Origin of the sequence: Parasphingorhabdus cellanae, assembly GCF_017498565.1 — a bacterium.
Lineage (GTDB): Bacteria > Pseudomonadota > Alphaproteobacteria > Sphingomonadales > Sphingomonadaceae > Parasphingorhabdus > Parasphingorhabdus cellanae.
The window spans coordinates 2,012,041-2,030,078 of the sequence record NZ_CP071794.1; the positions used below are offsets into that span (position 1 = coordinate 2,012,041).

At 54.9% G+C, this 18,038-nt stretch carries 17 protein-coding genes; 13 read left to right on the plus strand and 4 right to left on the minus strand.

What is annotated here, in order from left to right:
• Window positions 1-232: 232 nt before the first annotated feature.
• From J4G78_RS09530 to gpmA, 4 genes are all read left to right on the plus strand, one after another.
• Window positions 233-2,158, plus strand: a complete 1,926-nt coding sequence (locus tag J4G78_RS09530; protein WP_207986365.1) for a DUF3604 domain-containing protein — start codon at window positions 233-235, stop codon at window positions 2,156-2,158.
• A 106-nt stretch (window positions 2,159-2,264) separates the two neighbouring features.
• Window positions 2,265-3,104, plus strand: coding sequence for a peptidylprolyl isomerase (locus J4G78_RS09535; RefSeq protein ID WP_207986366.1), 840 nt, complete (start codon window positions 2,265-2,267; stop codon window positions 3,102-3,104).
• Window positions 3,101-4,180 carry a HupE/UreJ family protein gene (locus J4G78_RS09540; RefSeq protein WP_207986367.1) on the plus strand — a complete coding sequence of 360 codons (1,080 nt, stop codon included), beginning with the start codon at window positions 3,101-3,103 and terminating at the stop codon, window positions 4,178-4,180. The genes J4G78_RS09535 and J4G78_RS09540 overlap by 4 nt, the downstream gene beginning before the upstream one ends.
• A gap of 295 nt (window positions 4,181-4,475) precedes the next feature.
• A complete protein-coding gene (gene gpmA / locus J4G78_RS09545) occupies window positions 4,476-5,162 on the plus strand; it encodes a 2,3-diphosphoglycerate-dependent phosphoglycerate mutase (RefSeq protein ID WP_207986368.1) in 687 nt (228 codons plus the stop codon).
• 12 nt (window positions 5,163-5,174) lie between these two features.
• On the opposite strand, the gene J4G78_RS09550 is transcribed toward gpmA, so the two are convergent.
• Window positions 5,175-5,756, minus strand: a complete 582-nt coding sequence (locus tag J4G78_RS09550) for a GGDEF domain-containing protein (RefSeq protein ID WP_207986369.1) — start codon at window positions 5,754-5,756, stop codon at window positions 5,175-5,177.
• Window positions 5,757-5,981: 225 nt separating this feature from the next.
• Between J4G78_RS09550 and purE the strand changes: the two genes are divergently transcribed.
• From purE to J4G78_RS09580, 6 genes are read left to right on the plus strand one after another with little or no spacing between them, the layout of a single operon-like run.
• A complete protein-coding gene (gene purE, locus J4G78_RS09555; protein WP_207986370.1) occupies window positions 5,982-6,482 on the plus strand; it encodes a 5-(carboxyamino)imidazole ribonucleotide mutase in 501 nt (166 codons plus the stop codon).
• 9 nt (window positions 6,483-6,491) lie between these two features.
• On the plus strand, window positions 6,492-7,562 hold the full coding sequence (locus tag J4G78_RS09560) for a 5-(carboxyamino)imidazole ribonucleotide synthase (RefSeq protein ID WP_207986371.1): 1,071 nt from the start codon (window positions 6,492-6,494) through the stop codon (window positions 7,560-7,562).
• 35 nt (window positions 7,563-7,597) lie between these two features.
• On the plus strand, window positions 7,598-8,092 hold the full coding sequence (locus tag J4G78_RS09565; RefSeq protein WP_207986372.1) for a dihydrofolate reductase: 495 nt from the start codon (window positions 7,598-7,600) through the stop codon (window positions 8,090-8,092).
• A complete protein-coding gene (locus J4G78_RS09570; RefSeq protein ID WP_207986373.1) occupies window positions 8,089-9,303 on the plus strand; it encodes a dipeptidase in 1,215 nt (404 codons plus the stop codon). The genes J4G78_RS09565 and J4G78_RS09570 overlap by 4 nt, the downstream gene beginning before the upstream one ends.
• Before the next feature lie 7 nt (window positions 9,304-9,310).
• Window positions 9,311-10,246 (plus strand): bifunctional riboflavin kinase/FAD synthetase, encoded by a 936-nt coding sequence (locus J4G78_RS09575; RefSeq protein ID WP_375140365.1) that lies wholly within the window; start codon window positions 9,311-9,313, stop codon window positions 10,244-10,246.
• A complete protein-coding gene (locus J4G78_RS09580; protein ID WP_207986374.1) occupies window positions 10,243-11,226 on the plus strand; it encodes a glycerophosphodiester phosphodiesterase family protein in 984 nt (327 codons plus the stop codon). The genes J4G78_RS09575 and J4G78_RS09580 overlap by 4 nt, the downstream gene beginning before the upstream one ends.
• 11 nt (window positions 11,227-11,237) lie before the next feature.
• Here the strand turns inward: J4G78_RS09580 and J4G78_RS09585 are convergent, their stop codons facing one another.
• Both J4G78_RS09585 and J4G78_RS09590 read right to left on the minus strand, forming a co-directional pair.
• Complete coding sequence (locus J4G78_RS09585; RefSeq protein WP_207986375.1) at window positions 11,238-11,762, minus strand: hypothetical protein; 525 nt, start codon at window positions 11,760-11,762, stop codon at window positions 11,238-11,240.
• Window positions 11,732-12,487, minus strand: a complete 756-nt coding sequence (locus tag J4G78_RS09590; RefSeq protein ID WP_207986376.1) for a hypothetical protein — start codon at window positions 12,485-12,487, stop codon at window positions 11,732-11,734. The genes J4G78_RS09585 and J4G78_RS09590 overlap by 31 nt, the downstream gene beginning before the upstream one ends.
• Before the next feature lie 166 nt (window positions 12,488-12,653).
• Here J4G78_RS09590 and ileS point away from each other — a divergent pair, with 166 nt between their 5' ends.
• The 3 genes from ileS to J4G78_RS09605 all read left to right on the plus strand — a co-directional run bounded on the left by ileS (window position 12,654) and on the right by J4G78_RS09605 (window position 16,705).
• Window positions 12,654-15,725 (plus strand): isoleucine--tRNA ligase, encoded by a 3,072-nt coding sequence (gene ileS / locus J4G78_RS09595; RefSeq protein ID WP_207986377.1) that lies wholly within the window; start codon window positions 12,654-12,656, stop codon window positions 15,723-15,725.
• Window positions 15,722-16,222 (plus strand): signal peptidase II, encoded by a 501-nt coding sequence (lspA, locus tag J4G78_RS09600; protein WP_207986378.1) that lies wholly within the window; start codon window positions 15,722-15,724, stop codon window positions 16,220-16,222. The genes ileS and lspA overlap by 4 nt, the downstream gene beginning before the upstream one ends.
• 75 nt (window positions 16,223-16,297) lie before the next feature.
• Window positions 16,298-16,705 carry a DUF3035 domain-containing protein gene (locus J4G78_RS09605; protein WP_207986379.1) on the plus strand — a complete coding sequence of 136 codons (408 nt, stop codon included), beginning with the start codon at window positions 16,298-16,300 and terminating at the stop codon, window positions 16,703-16,705.
• Window positions 16,706-16,741: 36 nt separating this feature from the next.
• On the opposite strand, the gene J4G78_RS09610 is transcribed toward J4G78_RS09605, so the two are convergent.
• Window positions 16,742-17,515 (minus strand): SDR family oxidoreductase, encoded by a 774-nt coding sequence (locus tag J4G78_RS09610; protein WP_207986380.1) that lies wholly within the window; start codon window positions 17,513-17,515, stop codon window positions 16,742-16,744.
• Window positions 17,516-18,038: the final 523 nt, after the last annotated feature.

Here is an 18,038-nt window from a genome sequence, read left to right on the forward strand (position 1 = left end):
TTTCGTGGGGATGGGTGGGGAATGGTCTTATTTGCCGCGGCTACGCTTGCATCAGTCATTTAACTGGGCCATTAAATCAACCGCTGAAGTGCAATCTCGCGTAGATTAAAGAGCGCTGTGGTATTAGAGAAACAGGGGTTTCTCGTCACTGTAAAGCCATATGGTAGAATGGTGTAAAAAGGGGTATGAGAAGGATGTGTCCGATCAATGAGACGCACCGGAGGGGAAAGATATGACACGCAATCTTTTGAGCTTAACCGCGATTGGCGCGCTGATGGTTGGCTGTTCCACCAATAGTGATGCCAGTGATAGTGATTCTATCGCGCAAGGCGATGTGGCTTTGGCACCGGGCGAAACGGCCGAGCAACCCAATCCCGACCGCAATGTCTATTTCGGCGACTTGCATATCCATACGCGCAACAGCTTTGACGCCTATATTTTCAATGTCCGCACGACACCGGAAGACGCGTATAAATTCGGCATGGGCGAAGGCATTACGCATCCGTCCGGCTATGACCTGAAACTTGAAGGCCCGGCGCTGGATTTCATGGCGGTGACCGATCACGCGGCCTATCTGGGCCACCTGCCCGCGATGGATAACGAAGGCACTGAAATTTCCAAGCTTGAGATGGCGAAGGATATGTTCAGCGCCGACCCGGACAAGATCATCGCCGCGTTTCAATTGATCGGCGGCGCCGTGCGCGATGGCCGCAAGATGGACGGTGTCTATGATCCGAAAATTGTCGGCGACGTTTGGAAAGCCACTGTCGACGCAGCAGACAAATATTATCAGCCGGGCAAGTTCACGACCTTTTCCGCCTATGAATATACGGCCACCAGAGTGACACAGGGTGAAGGCGGTGGTTTTGCAGGCGGCAATCTCCACCGCAATGTCGTGTTCCGCGGATCGGCCCCCGACATGCCTTTCGGAACGCTGGATTCGACCAATCCCGAAGATTTGTGGAACTGGATGGACGAGCAGCGCGCCGCCGGGAATGACGGGCTTTCGATCCCGCATAACAGCAATGTGTCTGACGGCGAGATGTTCAAGCTGGAAACCTATAATGGCCAGCCGCTGACCAAAGCCTATGCTGATCAGCGCATGCGCAACGAGCCGATTGTCGAGATCACCCAGGTTAAAGGCACATCGGAAACCCATCCGTCGCTTTCCCCCAATGATGAATGGGCCGATTTCGGTATCTACGAATATCTGCTGTCCTCACAGATCAAGTCCAAGACAAGCAGCGGCGATTACGTCCGGCAGGCTTATGCCAATGGCCTGATGCTGGAGGACAAAATTGGCGGCAATCCTTTCCAATTCGGCCTGATCGGGTCCACTGATACCCATGTTGCTGGCGGTTCGTTTGACGAGAAAAATTTCTGGTCAAAAGTTGGCGTCGTTGACGGCACGCCGGAAGCACGCGGCTCGGTTCCCCCGGGGGGCAAGAAAAGCTGGGAGGGCGTGACGGTTGATCCCCGCGCCGCGAACTGGTTCTCCCGCTGGGGCGCGTCTGGCTATGCGGCGGTCTGGGCGGAAGAAAATACCCGCGAGGCTATATTTGACGCCATGCGCCGCAAGGAAACTTATGCCACCACCGGCACACGCATCAAATTGCGCTTCTTCGGCGGTTTTGGTTTTGATGCCGCGATGCTGGATGATCCCGACATGGTGTCCAAAGCCTATAAAAATGGCGTGACCATGGGCGGAGACCTGGTTGGTCAGGGACAGGCCCCCGGCTTTATCGTCTGGGCCATGCGTGATGCGATGAGCGCGCCGTTGCAAAGATTACAGATTGTCAAAGTCTGGACGGACGGCGGTAAGACCAATGAGAAAGTGTTCGATGTGGCCTGTTCCGACGGCGGCACGGTTGATCCGGCCACGGCCCGCTGTCCCGATAACGGCGCAACGGTCAATCTGATGGATTGCTCCATCTCCACCGACAAAGGCGCACCGGAATTGAAGACCTTCTGGCGTGACCCGGACCATAAGGCGGGGCAACGCGCTTCCTATTATGTCCGCGTGCTCGAAAATCCGGTTTGCCGCTGGTCGACATGGGATGCCATACGCGCAGGCGTACCGCCTAACCCGGCGTTGCAGAAAACCATTCAGGAACGCGCCTGGTCATCACCCATCTGGTATGTGCCGACCAAGGCCTGATCGCAGCCCTAAATATCCATTGGCGCTCAGGCTGAGCCTGTCGAAGCCGGTCTCAAGGCCCTTCGACAAGCTCAGGGAGAGCGCAGTTTGAGATCATAGCAAAGCCATGAGCATATTGAAAAAAGCCCTCCGAGATCCGATCACGCATTTTGTTCTGATCGGGCTAGCGCTGGTCGCGATAAATCATGTCTGGAGCAGCTATCAGGGCGAGCAGGGCCGGACGATCACGGTTAGCGCTGCCGAGATAGACCGGCTGAGCGTGCTATGGGCCAATACGGCTGGCCGCTTGCCGACCGGTGAGGACAAGCAGCAGATTATCGACCAATATGTGCAACAGGAAGTGCTGGTGCGCGAAGCCGAGCGGCTTGGTCTCGGCGATGACGACACCATTATCAAGCGCCGACTGGCCCAGAAGATGGATTTTCTGGTCAGCGGCGAAAGCACGGCCGACACTCCTTCTGATGCCGAGTTAGAGTCATGGTTTGACCAGAACCGCGATCAATTTGCCGCACCAGAACGGCGCACATTTGTGCATATATATCTCAGCCCGGAGAAACATGGCGATGCGATTAATGGCGTAGCGGTCAGCACCCTGAAGCGCGCGCAATCGGGAACGGCATGGAGAAGCCTCGGCGATCCTTTCATCCAGAAACGCAGCTATGCCGCGATACCGCAAAGCGAAGTCACCCGATTGTTCGGACCGGATTTCGCCAGCGCAATCTTTAAGCTGAAAACCGGACAATGGAGCCAGCCCATTGGTTCGGCTTTCGGGCTGCATCTGGTGCGGATCGAAACCATCGATGGCGCTGCCGAAGCCAGTTTTGAACCGATCAAGGCAGAGGTCGCCGCCGCGTGGAAAGAAGACCAGAGCAGCAAGGCCAAGCAGGCGGCGCTGCAAGATCTGATGCGCGGTTATGATGTGGTGATTGAGGACTCCGAACGGTGATCCAGACCGGCCCTGCTTCAAAAACAAGCACCGCGCTCATCCTGAGCCTGTCGAAGGATCTGGTGAGCGCTGTCTGCAAATCTATAGACCGGCTTCGACAAGCTCAGCCTGAGCGCTTTTTCTTTTGCATCGTCTTCCTTTGCACCTTTCTCCTCGCCTCCCCTGCCAGCGCTCATGAAATTCGGCCAGCCGCTCTCGAACTGACCGCACAATCGGATGGCATTGTCACGGTGGTCTGGAAACAGCCGATCCTGTCTGGCCGCAAGCTCAAGATGCGCCCCGTTCTACCCGAGCAATGCCCACAACCAGAAACCACCCGGCAAGTCATTTCCGGCGACGCGATTGTCGAGAGCTGGCAGGTTTCATGTCAGCTCAACTCGGGCCGCGTTGCGATCGAAGGCCTAGACCGCACCCTCACCGATGTGTTTGTCCGCCTGCGCACCGCCGACGGCGCTGAAACCACTCATATCCTGCGCCCGGCCAGCGCGTCTTTTGCCTTGGGCGACCCCGGCGGATCCCCGGCCAGCGCTTATCTGCAAATCGGCGCGGAGCATATGCTTTTCGGCTGGGATCACCTTCTGTTCGTGCTTGGCTTGGTGCTGTTGACGCCGACACGCCAATTGCTCTGGGTAATCTCGGCCTTCACACTGGGCCATAGTGTCACGCTGGCGATCACCGCGCTCGGCCTGTTCACCTTGCCGAGCGAGCCGGTGGAATTGCTGATCGCGCTCTCGATATTTTTCCTCGCTGTTGAAGTGGTGCGGAAATGGAATGGCAAGACCAGCCTGACCATCCGAAGGCCCTGGCTGATCGCGCTCGGCTTTGGGTTGCTTCACGGTCTCGGCTTTGCTGGCGCGCTGGCTGATATCGGTCTGCCTAAAGGACAAGAAATATGGGCGCTGCTCTTGTTCAATCTCGGTGTCGAGATCGGTCAGATCCTTTTCGTAGCGCTCATATTGGCGATGCTCTGGCTGATCGGCAGATCCCCAGTTGATCAGCGTAAGTGGGCAGAGATACCAGCTGCCTATCTGGTCGGCGGGCTTGGCGCCTTCTATACGCTTAGCCGAATCTTGTGATCGCCAGGCCGCCATATTGGTGAAACAGGCTTTCCTACACGGCCGATTTTTCATAGGCTTTACGGGTCATGATTCCATCATCTCAACCTGACCATTTGCACCCGTTCGCAATCGCCGCCAGACGGATCGCGCAGCTGCTAATTTTCCACTCGGTTCGTCGCAATTTGACCCCCATTTTGCGTAGAAATTGTATAAATAGTTCAGCTTTTTCTGCCCCAATATGAATGAATATCTGGCTTGGCGGACCCTGCCTTCACCGCTACAGAGGCCTCAACAGCAAAATTAAGGACATTCTATGCCTCAGCTCATCCTTCTTCGTCACGGCCAGTCACAATGGAATCTCGAAAACCGCTTCACCGGCTGGTGGGATGTGGATGTCACCGAAAAAGGCATTGAAGAAGCACGCGAGGCTGGGCGCCTGATGAAAGCGAAAGGCATTGAGTCGGACCTGTGCTTCACCAGCCTGCAAAGCCGGGCCATCAAGACGCTCAATCTGGCACTGGAAGAAATGGACCGGCTCTGGCTACCGGTGGAGAAAAACTACCGTCTGAACGAGCGTCATTATGGCGGGCTCACCGGTCTCAACAAACAGGAAACCCGCGACAAGCATGGCGACGAGCAGGTGCATATCTGGCGCCGCAGCTTTGATACCCCGCCGCCGCCCATGGCCGCCGATAGCGAGTATCAGATGACATCCGATCCCCGCTATGCCGGAATCGAAGTCCCCGCGACCGAGAGTTTGAAAGACACGATTGCCCGCGTATTGCCTTATTGGAAAACCCGCATCGCGCCCGAATTGCAATCTGGCAAGCGCGTTCTGATCTCTGCCCATGGCAACAGCCTGCGTGCGCTGGTCAAGCATTTGTCCGGTATTTCGGATGATGAGATAACCGGTCTGGAAATCCCGACGGGCCAGCCGATTATCTATGATCTGGATGATGATCTGAATGAAAAAGAACGCTATTATTTGTCGGAGCGTTAAAAAGCCGCACGCTCAGACATTATCATTTTTCGATTGATACATGGCTTCATCGGCCCGTGACATCAGCGCGGATACGGTGTCTGCAGGTCCGACAAAGCTATAACCAATAGCCGCCCCAAATTTTAAAACCCGATCGTCGTGAACCAGATTGGCTGTCTTGATTCGATCGATCAAAGACAGGATCTTGTGCTCCACTTGATCAGCATCCAGATTGTCGAGCAGCAACGCAAATTCATCGCCGCCGATCCGCGCGACCATGTCACAGGCCCGGATATTGTCTTTCAATATTTTGGCAAGATGGATCAGCAATGCATCCCCGGCCGCATGGCCATGGGTGTCGTTGATCGACTTCAAGTCATCGACATCAAGAAACAACAGCGCCGTATTATCGCCATAGCGCTGGCACCGCCGGATACGTTTTTCCAGACTTTCTATAAAATAGCGGCGATTGGGAAGCTCGGTCAGGGGATCATGATTGGCGCGCTGTTCCATTTCAGACAATGCTTCTTTCAATCGGGCATTTTCCAGTTGAAAAACAATACAATGCGGGCATTTTTCTTCAATTTCCCCTTCACCAACAAGTTCAGCAACCAAGTTCTTATCCCGGATGTTATATTATTTATCACTATTACTGTTTTTTTACTGTCTCTTAATTTACGGAATGCTGTTTAGTCAATAGGATTGATCCAACGGGACCAACAAAACTGCCTTATCGCAAATGTACCGTGATAAAAGATGGCAGAACGTCATTGGCGCATTGCGTGACCACCATTTCATGGCTAAACGGTTTTGCTTCCGCGACACTATTCAGGTGCAAGCATGACCGAAGCCAATCAGAAAATTGGACCGAAAATTGGAATCATCATGGGCAGTCAGTCCGACTGGGCCACCATGCGTCTTGCCGCCGATATTCTGGAACAGCTTGATATTGCGCATGAAGTCAAAATTGTTTCGGCGCACCGTACACCCGACCGCTTATATGATTATGCCAAATCCGCCGCATCGCGAAAATTGAAAGTGATCATAGCCGGTGCCGGCGGTGCCGCACATTTGCCTGGTATGGCCGCCGCGATGACACGGATACCGGTATTGGGCGTGCCGATCCAGTCGCGTAGCTTAAACGGCGTCGATAGCTTGCTGTCCATCGCGCAGATGCCCGCCGGTATTCCGGTAGGAACATTGGCAATTGGTGATGCTGGCGCGAAAAATGCCGCCTTACTGGCCGCAGCAATCATCGCCAACGAAGACGATGCGCTGGCGGACCGGTTGGATGCATGGCGCGCCGCGCAAAGCGACGCCGTTGCCGAGCAACCGGAATAGTCGGCTGCGATGACCCCGCTTCCTCCCGGTTCGACCATTGGCATTTTGGGCGGCGGTCAATTGGGCCGGATGCTTGGGGTTGCAGCTGCGCAGCTTGGCTATCGCTGTCATATCTATGCGCCAGATGAAGCCAGTGTCGCGGCTGATGTCGCGGCGGAATTTACCTGCGCACAGGACGACGATATTCCGGCGCTGGAAAAATTTGCCGATGCCTGTGACGTCATCACCTTTGAATTTGAAAATGTTCCCGTCGCGCCGCTTACCGCGATAGCAGACCGCGCCCCGCTCTATCCGCCGGTAGCTGCACTCGATATTGCGCAAAACCGGATCGCCGAGAAAAATTATGCGCGCACTCATGGCGGCAAGACCGCTCCGTTTGCTGAAGTCACGGACGCCGCGTCTCTGGACAAGGCGATAGCGGACATAGGCGCCCCCGCCATTCTGAAAACCATCCGGATGGGCTATGATGGCAAGGGGCAAGCCCGCATAAAACCGGGGGATGATTTGGGCAAACATTGGGATAGCGTGGCCCATCAACCGTGTGTTGCAGAGGGCTTTGTGACCTTCTCCCATGAATTTTCGGTAATCCTTGTGCGCGGACAAGATGGTGCCATCCGCTATTGGGATACGCCGCATAATATTCATGAAGACGGCATCTTGGCACAGTCTCTGGTTCCTGCTCCCGCTGAAATTGCCAGGCAAGAAGAAGCCGCACGGGCGCTGGCGGCCAAAATGGCAGATGCAATGGATTATGTCGGTGTGCTGACCTGCGAATTTTTCGCTACGGATAACGGACCGGTGTTTAACGAGATGGCCCCACGTGTTCATAATAGCGGGCACTGGACCATCGAGGGCGCGATCACCAGCCAGTTTGAAAATCACATAAGAGCGATTTGCGGATTACCGCTGGGCGATACCGGATTGGTCGCGGACAGAGTCGAAATGACAAATCTTATTGGTGGTAGTGCTGGTGAATGGCAGGCGCTGCTAACAGACTCCGCCAACCAGCTTCATCTTTACGGAAAAGGCGAGAGCCGCCCGGGCCGAAAAATGGGCCATGTCACGAAATTGTTTTTCTGATTTGCACATGGTTTGATCTGAGCTAGGCGCATAGCATGAATCATCCTGAAATCATCCTGATCCTCGCGCGCGCCGACAATGGCGTAATCGGCAAAGACGGCGCTTTGCCGTGGCATTTGCCAGCCGACTTGCGCCACTTCAAATCCGTGACACAGGGTAAACCGATGATCATGGGGCGTAAAACCTTTGACAGTTTGCCGGGACTATTGCCGGGTCGTCGTCATATCGTGCTGACCCGCGACAAAGAATGGGAAGCCGAAGGCGCCGAAGCTGCGGGTAATGTCGAAGAGGCTTTGAAAATCGCCAATGCGCCACATATCGCGATTATCGGCGGCGCGGAGATTTATCGGCTCTTTCTTCCAAAGGCCGATCGCATTGCACTCACCGAAGTGCATATGGATGTGGATGGCGATACAGTTATGGAAAGCTTTGATCCTGATATTTGGCAGGAAAGTGAAAGAGAGCATCATGATGCCGCGCAAGGACGGCCCGCTTTCTCTTTTGTTACCCTGAAAAGGAAAGAGGGATGAAGAAATTCCTGGCGGCCACATTCTTATTGGTAATGGTCCTGGCCATCGGTTTCTTCATTTTTGCACCCAGCATATTCGAAAAGCAGACCAACATGATTGATGGCAAGCCATTGCCGGAAATTACCGCCGAGGCCCAAACGCTGCATGACAGCCTGATGATCGTTGACCTCCATAGTGATACGTTGCTGTGGAAACGCAAAATTACGGATAGTGTCGATTATGGGCATGTCGACCTGCAGCGCATGCAGCAAGGCAATGTCGGATTACAAATTTTCTCCAGCGTCACCAAAACGCCCAAAAACCAGAATTACGACAGCAATAGCGCCGAAACCGATAATATCACAATGCTCGCTATCGCTCAGCTACAGCCCATCCGGACATGGAATTCTCTATTGGAACGTCAATTATGGCATGCGACCAAATTGGACCGGGCCGTCGCTGCTTCCGATGGCGCGATGGTTGCAATCAGCACACCGTCCCATGTGGATGGATTGGCCATGGCGCGTACCAGACCTGAAAAACCGATTGGCGTGATGTTCTCCGCCGAAGGCTTGCAAACGCTGGAAGGCAAGCGTGAAAATCTCGACACGCTTTATGATTCCGGCATGCGCATGGCTGGCCTTGTGCATTTTTTCGATAACGAACTGGCCGGGTCGATGCATGGAGAAGAAAAAGGCGGTCTCACCGATTTTGGGAGGCAGATTGTCCGCGACATGGAAGACAAGGGCATGATCGTCGATATCGCGCACAGCAGTCACGAGACTGTGGCCGATATCCTGAAAATAGCGCGTCGCCCGGTCGTGTCCAGCCATGGCGGAGTGCAAGCCGTTTGTGGTGTGAATCGCAATCTGACGGACGAAGAGATTAAGGGCGTTGCGGCGACCGGCGGCTTGATTGGTCTTGGCTATTGGGACGGCGCCATGTGCGACACCGACCCGAAAAGTGTCGCAAAGGCGGCCAAACATATCCGCGATCTGGTCGGCATCCAGCATATCGCGCTGGGCGGGGATTTTGACGGGGCAGTAACCACCCGTTTCGACACCAGCGGCATCGTCCATATCACACAAGCGTTGATGGAAGCGGGCTTTACCGAAACAGAGATTCGTGCGGTGATGGGCGAAAATGCCCTGCGGGTTTTGCAGCAAGGTCTGATCCCACTAAAAGATTTACCGAAACAAGCGGTTGAACAAACCAGCGAAACTGGCCAATAGCCGAAATATCATGCGGCTAAGCGGGCAAAACAGAATAGCGAAAGAATTGCGCGGTGCGATTATTGCGCTGGGCAATTTTGATGGCTTTCACAAGGGCCATCAGGTTGTCGCGCAAACAGCGATCGACTGGGCCGCGGCAGAGGGCCGTCCGGCGATCATCGCAACCTTTGATCCGCATCCCGTCCGCCATTTTCAGCCCGACGCACCGCCTTTTCGCCTAACGACCTTGGACCAGCGCGAACGTCTGTTCACCGCCGCCGGCGCTGATGCGATGCTGATATTCGAATTTGGTGCAGAATTGGCAGGCACGACCGCCGAGGATTTTGTCGAAAAACTGCTGGTCGAACGCTTTGGCGCAGCAGGCATTGTCACCGGTGAAGATTTCACCTTTGGCAAAGGCCGCGTAGGCAATGTCGAAGTCATGAAACAGTTGGGCGCGCCACTCGGCCTGTCCACCAAGGCAGTTGGCGCGGTTAGCGATGGCCAAAATGGTGAGGCGCAAGTTATCTCCTCCAGTCGCATCCGCGATGCCTTGAAAGCCGGTGATTGTGAAACGGCGGCCGCGCTGCTCACCCGGCCCTTCGCGATTGAAGGTCCGGTCATCCACGGCGACAAAAATGGCCGTAAGCTTGGCTATCCCACCGCCAATATCGATATCGATCACTATCTGCGCCCCAAATATGGCATATATGCTGTAAAGGGCCGCTTGCCCGATGGCCGCGTTGTTAAGGGTGCTGCCAATCTGGGCATCCGCCCGACCTTCGATCCACCGAAAGAGTTGCTGGAACCCTATTTCTTTGATTTTGCTGAAGATCTCTACGGCCAGGTCATCGAGGTTGAGCTGCACCATTTCCTGCGCGGTGAGGAAAAATTTGACGATCTTGACGGGCTCATGGCGCAAATGGCAAAAGATTGTGACAGGGCCAAGGACCTGCTTGGATGAAGAAGACACTATTGTGGGGATTTGGTGGCCTCTGGATGTTGTTCCTCATCATATTTTTGCTCAACAGTTCCCGATGGGCCCCGGACCCCGATGGCCGCTTCAAAATGATCGCCCATCGCGGTGTGCATCATATCTACGACCCAACGGGAATTGGCCGGGATGATTGCACAGCGGTTCGCATGCTCCCCGGGCAGGAAGAGCTGGAGATTTTCGAGAATACAATCCACTCGATCCGCGCAGCTGTCGGGATGCAGGCGGATATGGTGGAGGTTGATGTTGCCCCGACCAAAGACGGCAAAATGGTGCTGTTTCATGACTGGACCGTTGATTGTCGCACCGAGGGTACAGGCAATACGCGGGACCTGACGCTGGCTGAATTGCAGGCGCTGGACGTGGGCTATGGCTATTCATCCGATGGCGGAAAAACCTTTCCTCTGCGCGGCAAAGGGGTTGGGAAAATACCAACGGTAGAAGAGGCGCTAGCCTCAGAGACCTACAGACCATTTTTGTTTAACTTCAAAAGTAAGAACCCCGATGAAGCTGACCAGCTCTACGCGATCCTCAAGTCCGCTGGCCGCGATCCCCTGAAAGAAGGCGATGGCTTTTATGGCGGAGAAGCGCCGGTCAAACGCATGAAAGAATTGGTGCCCGGCATTTGGGCCTGGTCGAAACCCGATGTCAAAGCCTGTACCAAGGATTATGCATGGATGGGTTGGCTCGGCATGACGCCCGATAGCTGCAAAAACGGTACACTGGTGGTTCCATTGGACTATCAATGGGCCTTTGCCGGATGGCCCAATCGCACCACAGCCCGTATGGAAGCCGTCGGTGCGCGCACGCTGATTATCGGCCCGATGAACGACCGCGAATCCACCCGGGGATTGACCTATGGCAATCAGCTAGCGGACATTCCGGTGAGCTTTAACGGCTATGTTATGGTGGAAGATATCAGCAAAGTGGGGCCGGCGCTTATTCGCTAGAACGATTAGGCTTAAAGACCAGTATTGACCTCTTCGACGGTGGTGCGGACCAGCTTATTGGCATCGTCGAAATAGAATTTCATAGCAATGGACTGTTTCGCAAGTGCCGATGTTTTGACATCACGCATGATGGCGGTCATCAGTTTCTCATCCGGATTGGCGCCCATATGCGCCATATTGGATTGATCCTGCGCACCGGAATGTTCGATATTCCGGTCAGCCAGATAGGCAGATACTTGTTCTGCCGTGCTACCCTTTGGCAGCGCACTATTGAGATCCGTCTCTAGGCTTTCTGGTGTCGTCACTATGCCATCCGGTTCTGCGCCATCCGGTTCTGCGGTCGATGCAGTCAGGGCCGCACTGTCGCTTTGTGTGTTGGCGCCTTGTATATTCGCTGTTGTTGTGTCAGCCGATGGCTCCTCAGTGCAAGCTGTCAAACCCGCCAGTATCAACCCGCATGTCGCGGGAGCCATCAACGAACCAAACCGCCGGTTCAATCGGCTCATCATTGACCAACGGGCATATTGTCGTTCCATCCTGGTGACCAAACTACCGGATTGACGTCCGTAAAGCCACTATTATCCAATATATCGCGGACAGTGGTGTTACTATTGGGACCAAATGGACTGTAAGGGACATTGGCCGCTTCTATCGCATCAGCGCGCTGCGCCATCTGGGTTTCAATGGCATCGCAGTTTCCAGCCTGTGTGTGCACGGTTTGCTGGCCGGTTGGATTGGTTGTCCAATCGACGGTACCCGGCTGATAAGCACCATATTCGGTGACGATATTGCCCCAACCGCGATTGGCATTGTCGCCGCCGCTGGTGTTGCTGGACGCGCTGGTCGCGCCGCTACCGCTTGATCCGCTGCCAAATCCATTGCCCGCTGGACCACCACGGAAATAATTGGTCGAATCGGCGTCAGTCGTCACGATGAAAGCGTGATTTGTTGGCCCGATTACAGGTTTGTACCGCACTTCCACCGTGCACATTTCCGGTGTGTGTTCAGTTGTCGTCTGGCCCTTGGCCTGCGCCTCCTCACTGCGGGTCAAGGCATCCGTTGCGGCCTTGTTGCCGGTCATCTGGTCAAGCTGTTGCAGCGCCTGACCCTGCTCCACTGGTGTGCCGGTCCGCGCCTGCTGGGCAAGCATCTGGTCCGGCGTTTGCGCTGCTATATCCTGAGCGGTTCCGGTCTGGCCGAGACCGCCTGAGCTGCTGTTAAGGCCCGTATTCGGGCTGCTATTCGTGCCATTCACGTCCATGATTGACTCCTCTGCAATAGCCCCCGCTTCATCTCCCCAGATACCGGATTCGCGCCAGCCTGCCCATAAGCATAACGCTTAGGCATAGGGCCGATCATCAGGCGACCGGTTCCGGTAAAAAACCATGCTTGCGCCCGCGCGCTGCCTCGCCTAATCCCCGCAAATCATGACTGACCCAAAAGCATCTGAAGCTCCAGATTATAAAGACACGGTTTTCCTGCCGAAAACCGATTTCCCGATGAAAGCCGGCCTTGCGAATAAGGAACCGGCGATTCTGGAGCGCTGGCAGAATATTGGGCTTTATGAGAAGCTGCGGGAAGCCCGTGCAGGCCGCGAAAAGTTCATTTTCCATGATGGCCCGCCTTACGCCAATGGCAATATCCATATCGGCCACAGCCTTAACAAGACGCTCAAGGATTTGGTCGTCCGGTCTCAGAATATGCTCGGCAAGGATGCGCCCTTTGTACCCGGATGGGATTGTCACGGCCTGCCGATTGAGTGGAAGATCGAGGAACAATACCGCAAGAAAAAGCGCAACAAGGACGAGGTTCCAGCGAGCGAATTCCGCGCCGAATGCCGCGAATATGCCGACAAATGGGTCGATGTGCAGCGCGAGGAATTCAAGCGGCTCGGCATTTCGGCGCAGTGGGACAAGCCCTATCTGACGATGGATTATGACGCCGAAGCGGCGATCGTCGCGGAGCTGCTGAAGTTTGCGGAAGCGGGACAATTGTATCGCGGCGCGAAGCCGGTCATGTGGTCGCCGGTTGAGAAAACCGCCTTGGCCGAGGCCGAGGTGGAATATGAAGATATCACCTCGACGCAAATTGATGTGGCGTTTGAGATTGTCGAGGCACCGAATGCGCCGGAACTAGTTGGCGCGCATGCGGTGATCTGGACGACGACGCCTTGGACCATTCCGGTCAATCAGGCGCTCGCTTATGGGGCGGATGTTGAGTATTTTGTTGTCGTCGATCCTGCAACTGAACGCAGGTTTCTTGTTGCTCAAGGTTTATTTACCGCTTTTTCTGAGAGACTTAAGAAATCAGCTGATGTTGATGATTTTAAATTATGGCAAGTAACTGACGATGCTGGAAAGCCTTTGATAGTTAAAGGCTCGCAACTCGCGGGCGCCATCGCCAAACACCCCATGGCCGATATCCTGTGCTCCCGCGCAGGCGGGAGCCTATCTCCCGACAGCGCAACATCGAGCGACCGGGAGATGGATTCCCGCCTACGCGGGAATACGGGTGGCGTAGATGCGGCGGCGCTGGAATTCTACACCAAACCGCGCCCGTTCCTTGATGGATCGCACTTCGTCACCACCGAAGCAGGCACCGGCCTGGTCCATATGTCACCGGACCATGGCGAGGATGATTTCCTGCTGTGTAAGGAAAACGGCATCAACCCGGTTTTCGCGGTCGATGCGGATGGCGTCTATCGGGAAGATTGGGCCTGGCTGCCGCGCGGAGATGAGCGCGCGGGCGGGGTGATCAACAAGAAATTTGTCAGCAGCACTGGTCCGATTTGTGAAGACCTGCGCGCAGCGGGCGCTTTGCTCTCGGCCAGCGACGATTTTCAGCATAGCTATCCGCATAGCTGGCGGTCGAAAGCGAAGATCATCTATCGCTGTACCCCGCAATGGTTTGTGCCGATGGATGAGCCGCTAAAGGCTCCGGAAAAGCATGGCGTCATCCCAGCGGACGGTGGGATCTCAGACGGTGGTCTGCAACCGAAGGAGATTCCAGCTTCCGCTGGAATGACGGACAAAGAGATGGTCGTTGGCCATGCCGAAGGCGTCGCTGCTACCCTGCGCGAGACGGCGCTGGCGGAAATTGACAAGACCCGCTTCGTCCCTGCGCGCGGCCATCGCCGCCTGCAGTCCATGCTCGAAGGCCGCCCCGACTGGGTGCTCAGTCGCCAGCGCGCCTGGGGCGTGCCGATTGCGCTTTATGTCGATCGCAAGACCGGTGACTATCTCAATGACCCGGCGGTCAACGAGCGCATTATCGCCGCCTTCAAAACCGACGGTGCCGATGCGTGGTTTAATGCCGATCATCAGGAATTTCTTGGCAATAAATATAGCCTCGATGATTATGAAGTGATCACCGACATTCTCGACGTCTGGTTTGACAGCGGCTGCACCCATGCTTTCGTGCTGGAGAGCGGCAAATGGCCGGATCATCAGACCCCGGCTGACCTCTATCTGGAAGGCAGCGACCAGCATCGCGGCTGGTTCCAGTCGAGCCTGCTGGAATCATGCGGCACGCGCGGGCGTGCGCCTTACAAGGCCGTACTGACGCATGGCATGACGCTCGACAAGAACGGCAAGAAAATGTCGAAGTCGCTCGGCAATACGCTTGATCCGCAAAAAATTATCAACGTCAATGGCGCGGATATCCTGCGCCTCTGGGCCGCGAGCGTCGATTTCACCGAGGATCACCGGATCGGTGATGAAATCCTGAAAGGCGTCACCGACAGCTATCGCAAATTGCGCAACACTTTCCGTTATATGCTTGGCGGCCTCAGCGATTTTGAGGATAGCGAGCGGGTGGCCGTCGCCGATATGCCGGAGCTGGAGCGCTATGTGCTGCACCGTCTGGCCGAGGTTGATGCGAAGCTGAAGAGCCATGTGAATGATTTCGCCTTCGGGCCCTATATGCGCGAGCTGACCGCCTTTGCGCAGGATGATCTGAGCGCTTTCTTCTTCGATATCCGTAAGGACTGCCTCTATTGCGACGCGCCGGATGATCCGAAACGCATGGCCTACCGGACGGTGATGGATATATTGTTCCACGCTCTTACGCGTTACATCGCGCCCGTGCTGGTCTTTACCGCCGAAGAAATCTGGCAGAGCCGTTTCCCGGATGAGAATGACAGCATCCACTTGAAAGAGTGGCCGGAAGTCGATGGTGCTTGGAACGATGAAGCGCTGGCCGGAAAGTGGGGCAATATCCGCATAGCCAGAATCAATGTCACGGAAGCTATTGAACCGCTGCGCCGCGAGAAAACCATTCGCTCCAGTTTGGAAGCAGAAGTGACCTATCCGATGGGTGACCTACCGATTGATGCGGCGGAATTTGCCGAACTATGCATCGTTGCCGATGTAAAGGATGGCGCGGAAATCACCGTGACCAAAACCGACCATCACAAATGCGGGCGCTGCTGGCGATTGTTGCCGGATGTAAAGGAAGACGGCGCGCTCTGCGGCCGCTGCGACGGGGTTCTCAACGCATGACTAAAGCGACTTCGAAATACCGGATCATCGGCCTTGTTGTCGCCTTTTTGATCTTCATCGCGGACCAGTTCACCAAATATATGGTGATGCATCCGCTTGACCTGCGCGCCAAGGGCCAGATTGAATTATTGCCGTTTTTCAACCTCACCTGGGCGGAGAATTATGGTGTGTCGATGGGATTCCTGACCGCATCGACGGACTTTCAACGCTGGGCGCTGGTCGCGCTGACGGCTTTCATCGCCATTGCGGTGCTGATCTGGATGTGGCGGGAAAAGGCGAAATGGGACATTATCGCTCTGTCTTTCGTCCTCGGCGGTGCAATGGGCAATATCCTCGACCGGGCGCGGCTCGGCTATGTCGCTGATTTTGCAGATCTACATATCGGCGATTTCCGCCCATTCCTGATTTTCAATGTCGCAGATGCGTGCATTTCCATCGGGGTCGTAATCCTGCTTGCACGCGCGCTGTTAATACGCGAGAAGCCGGACGAGGAATAATATTCAGCTTGGCGACAGTTGACCCATGGCAAAGAGCCCGCCAAAGGCTCTTCAAAGAGATTTAAGGAAGTGAATATGCGTAAATCAATGATAGGTATCAGCCTCATCTCGCTGGTCGGACTATCCGCTTGCGGTTCCAGCGGCCTGTTTGATCGTGACCGTCCCGATGAATTTGCCGTATCGCGTCAGCCGCCATTGGTGATTCCGCCAGATTTCGGGCTTAACCCACCCCAACCTGGCCAGCCTCGTCCCCAAACCGGCGGTGTGCAGCAACAGACATTGGAAGCCATGTTCGGCGGCTCCCAAGCCCGCAGCGTGACCGAGTCCGCGATTGTCGGCCAAGCCGGTGATTCCGATGCCGGTATCCGTTCTTCCGTGGGTGATGCCGAAACCTTTACCGTCGATAAAGGCAGCGTAACCCGCGACATTATCGCCGCACCCGAAGGCGATGGTCAAAGCGCACAGGCCGCTACGCCGGAATAATTTCCTTCCAGCAGCGGGCGTTTTGTCGCTCGCTTCTCAGAAACCTTGTACCGAGCCGCCATCCACCTGAATGGCGGTGCCGGTAATATAGCTGGCCGCTTCTGATCCCAGAAAAACCGCCAAATTGGCGATTTCCTCTGGTTGACCAATGCGTTGCATCGGAATCTGGGCCGCCATGCCTGCAGCAATCTCTTCGATACTCTTGCCCGACGCCTGGGATTGTTTCTCGAATATCTGGGTGATCCGGTCGGTATTGGTGAAGCCGGGGCAAACCGTATTGACCAAGATATTATCGCCCGCCACCTGATTAGCGAGCGTCTTGGCCCAGCCCAATACCGCCATTCTTATGCTGTTCGACAGGGTAAGGCCAGGAACCGGCTGTTTCACCCCGGATGATGAGATATTGACAATACGGCCCCATTTTTGCGCGCGCATATGCGGCAACACCAATCGCGTCGTGCGGATGACTGACATCAGGGTCAATTGTACCGCCTTATCCCAATCTTCATCCGCCAGCTCTTCAAAGAGACCGGGCGGCGGCCCGCCAGCATTGTTGACCAATATATCGATCCCGCCAAATTTGTCGCCAGCCCCTTGCACGACCCGATCAATATCGTCCGATTGCGAAACATCCCCGACGAGTGCCAAACAGCCTGGCATCTGCGCAGCCGCAGCATCCAGATTATCCTGCGATCGCCCGCAAATCGCGACTTTTGCTCCGCATGCATGAAATCCCAACGCGGTGGCCAAGCCAATGCCCTTGCTGCCAGCGGTGACAAGGACGGTTTTATTTTCCAGATTTAGTTTCATGTGCGCATGTTGGCGGAATGAGGCTTAGATGTATAGAGGGGAACTCATTCTAGCGTTCGCTATATCCCGAAAGCCGACATTGGCTTTATCTTGGTTCTGAGTTAAAAAATGGTCGATGAAAAAGTTGATCTTTTTTCCCATAATATATGCGACCGCTGCTTGCTTGGCGGCTATGGTTGTATGGTCCTATCCAAGCGATGCGATTACCAACGAATATTCAAGCCCTTTGTCGTTCGCCTTTTTACTTTTCATAGTGATTGTAATCTTATTCATTGAACTTGTCGGAATTATAACTTTGATTATCGTTGCCTATATATTGAGGTCATTCGCTATTCCGCCACTCCTTGGAAGTTGCTGTATACCTATAATCGGAGGAATATTGAGCTATTTTTTATTAAATGCAGGAGGATTGCCTAGCCAATGGGCATTCTTTATCCCCGGTGCTGGCAGCGGATTGATCTGGCTAGCACTCAACAGAATTTTTTTGGAAAACTAGAAACAGATTGATCGACGGCAGCCGGTT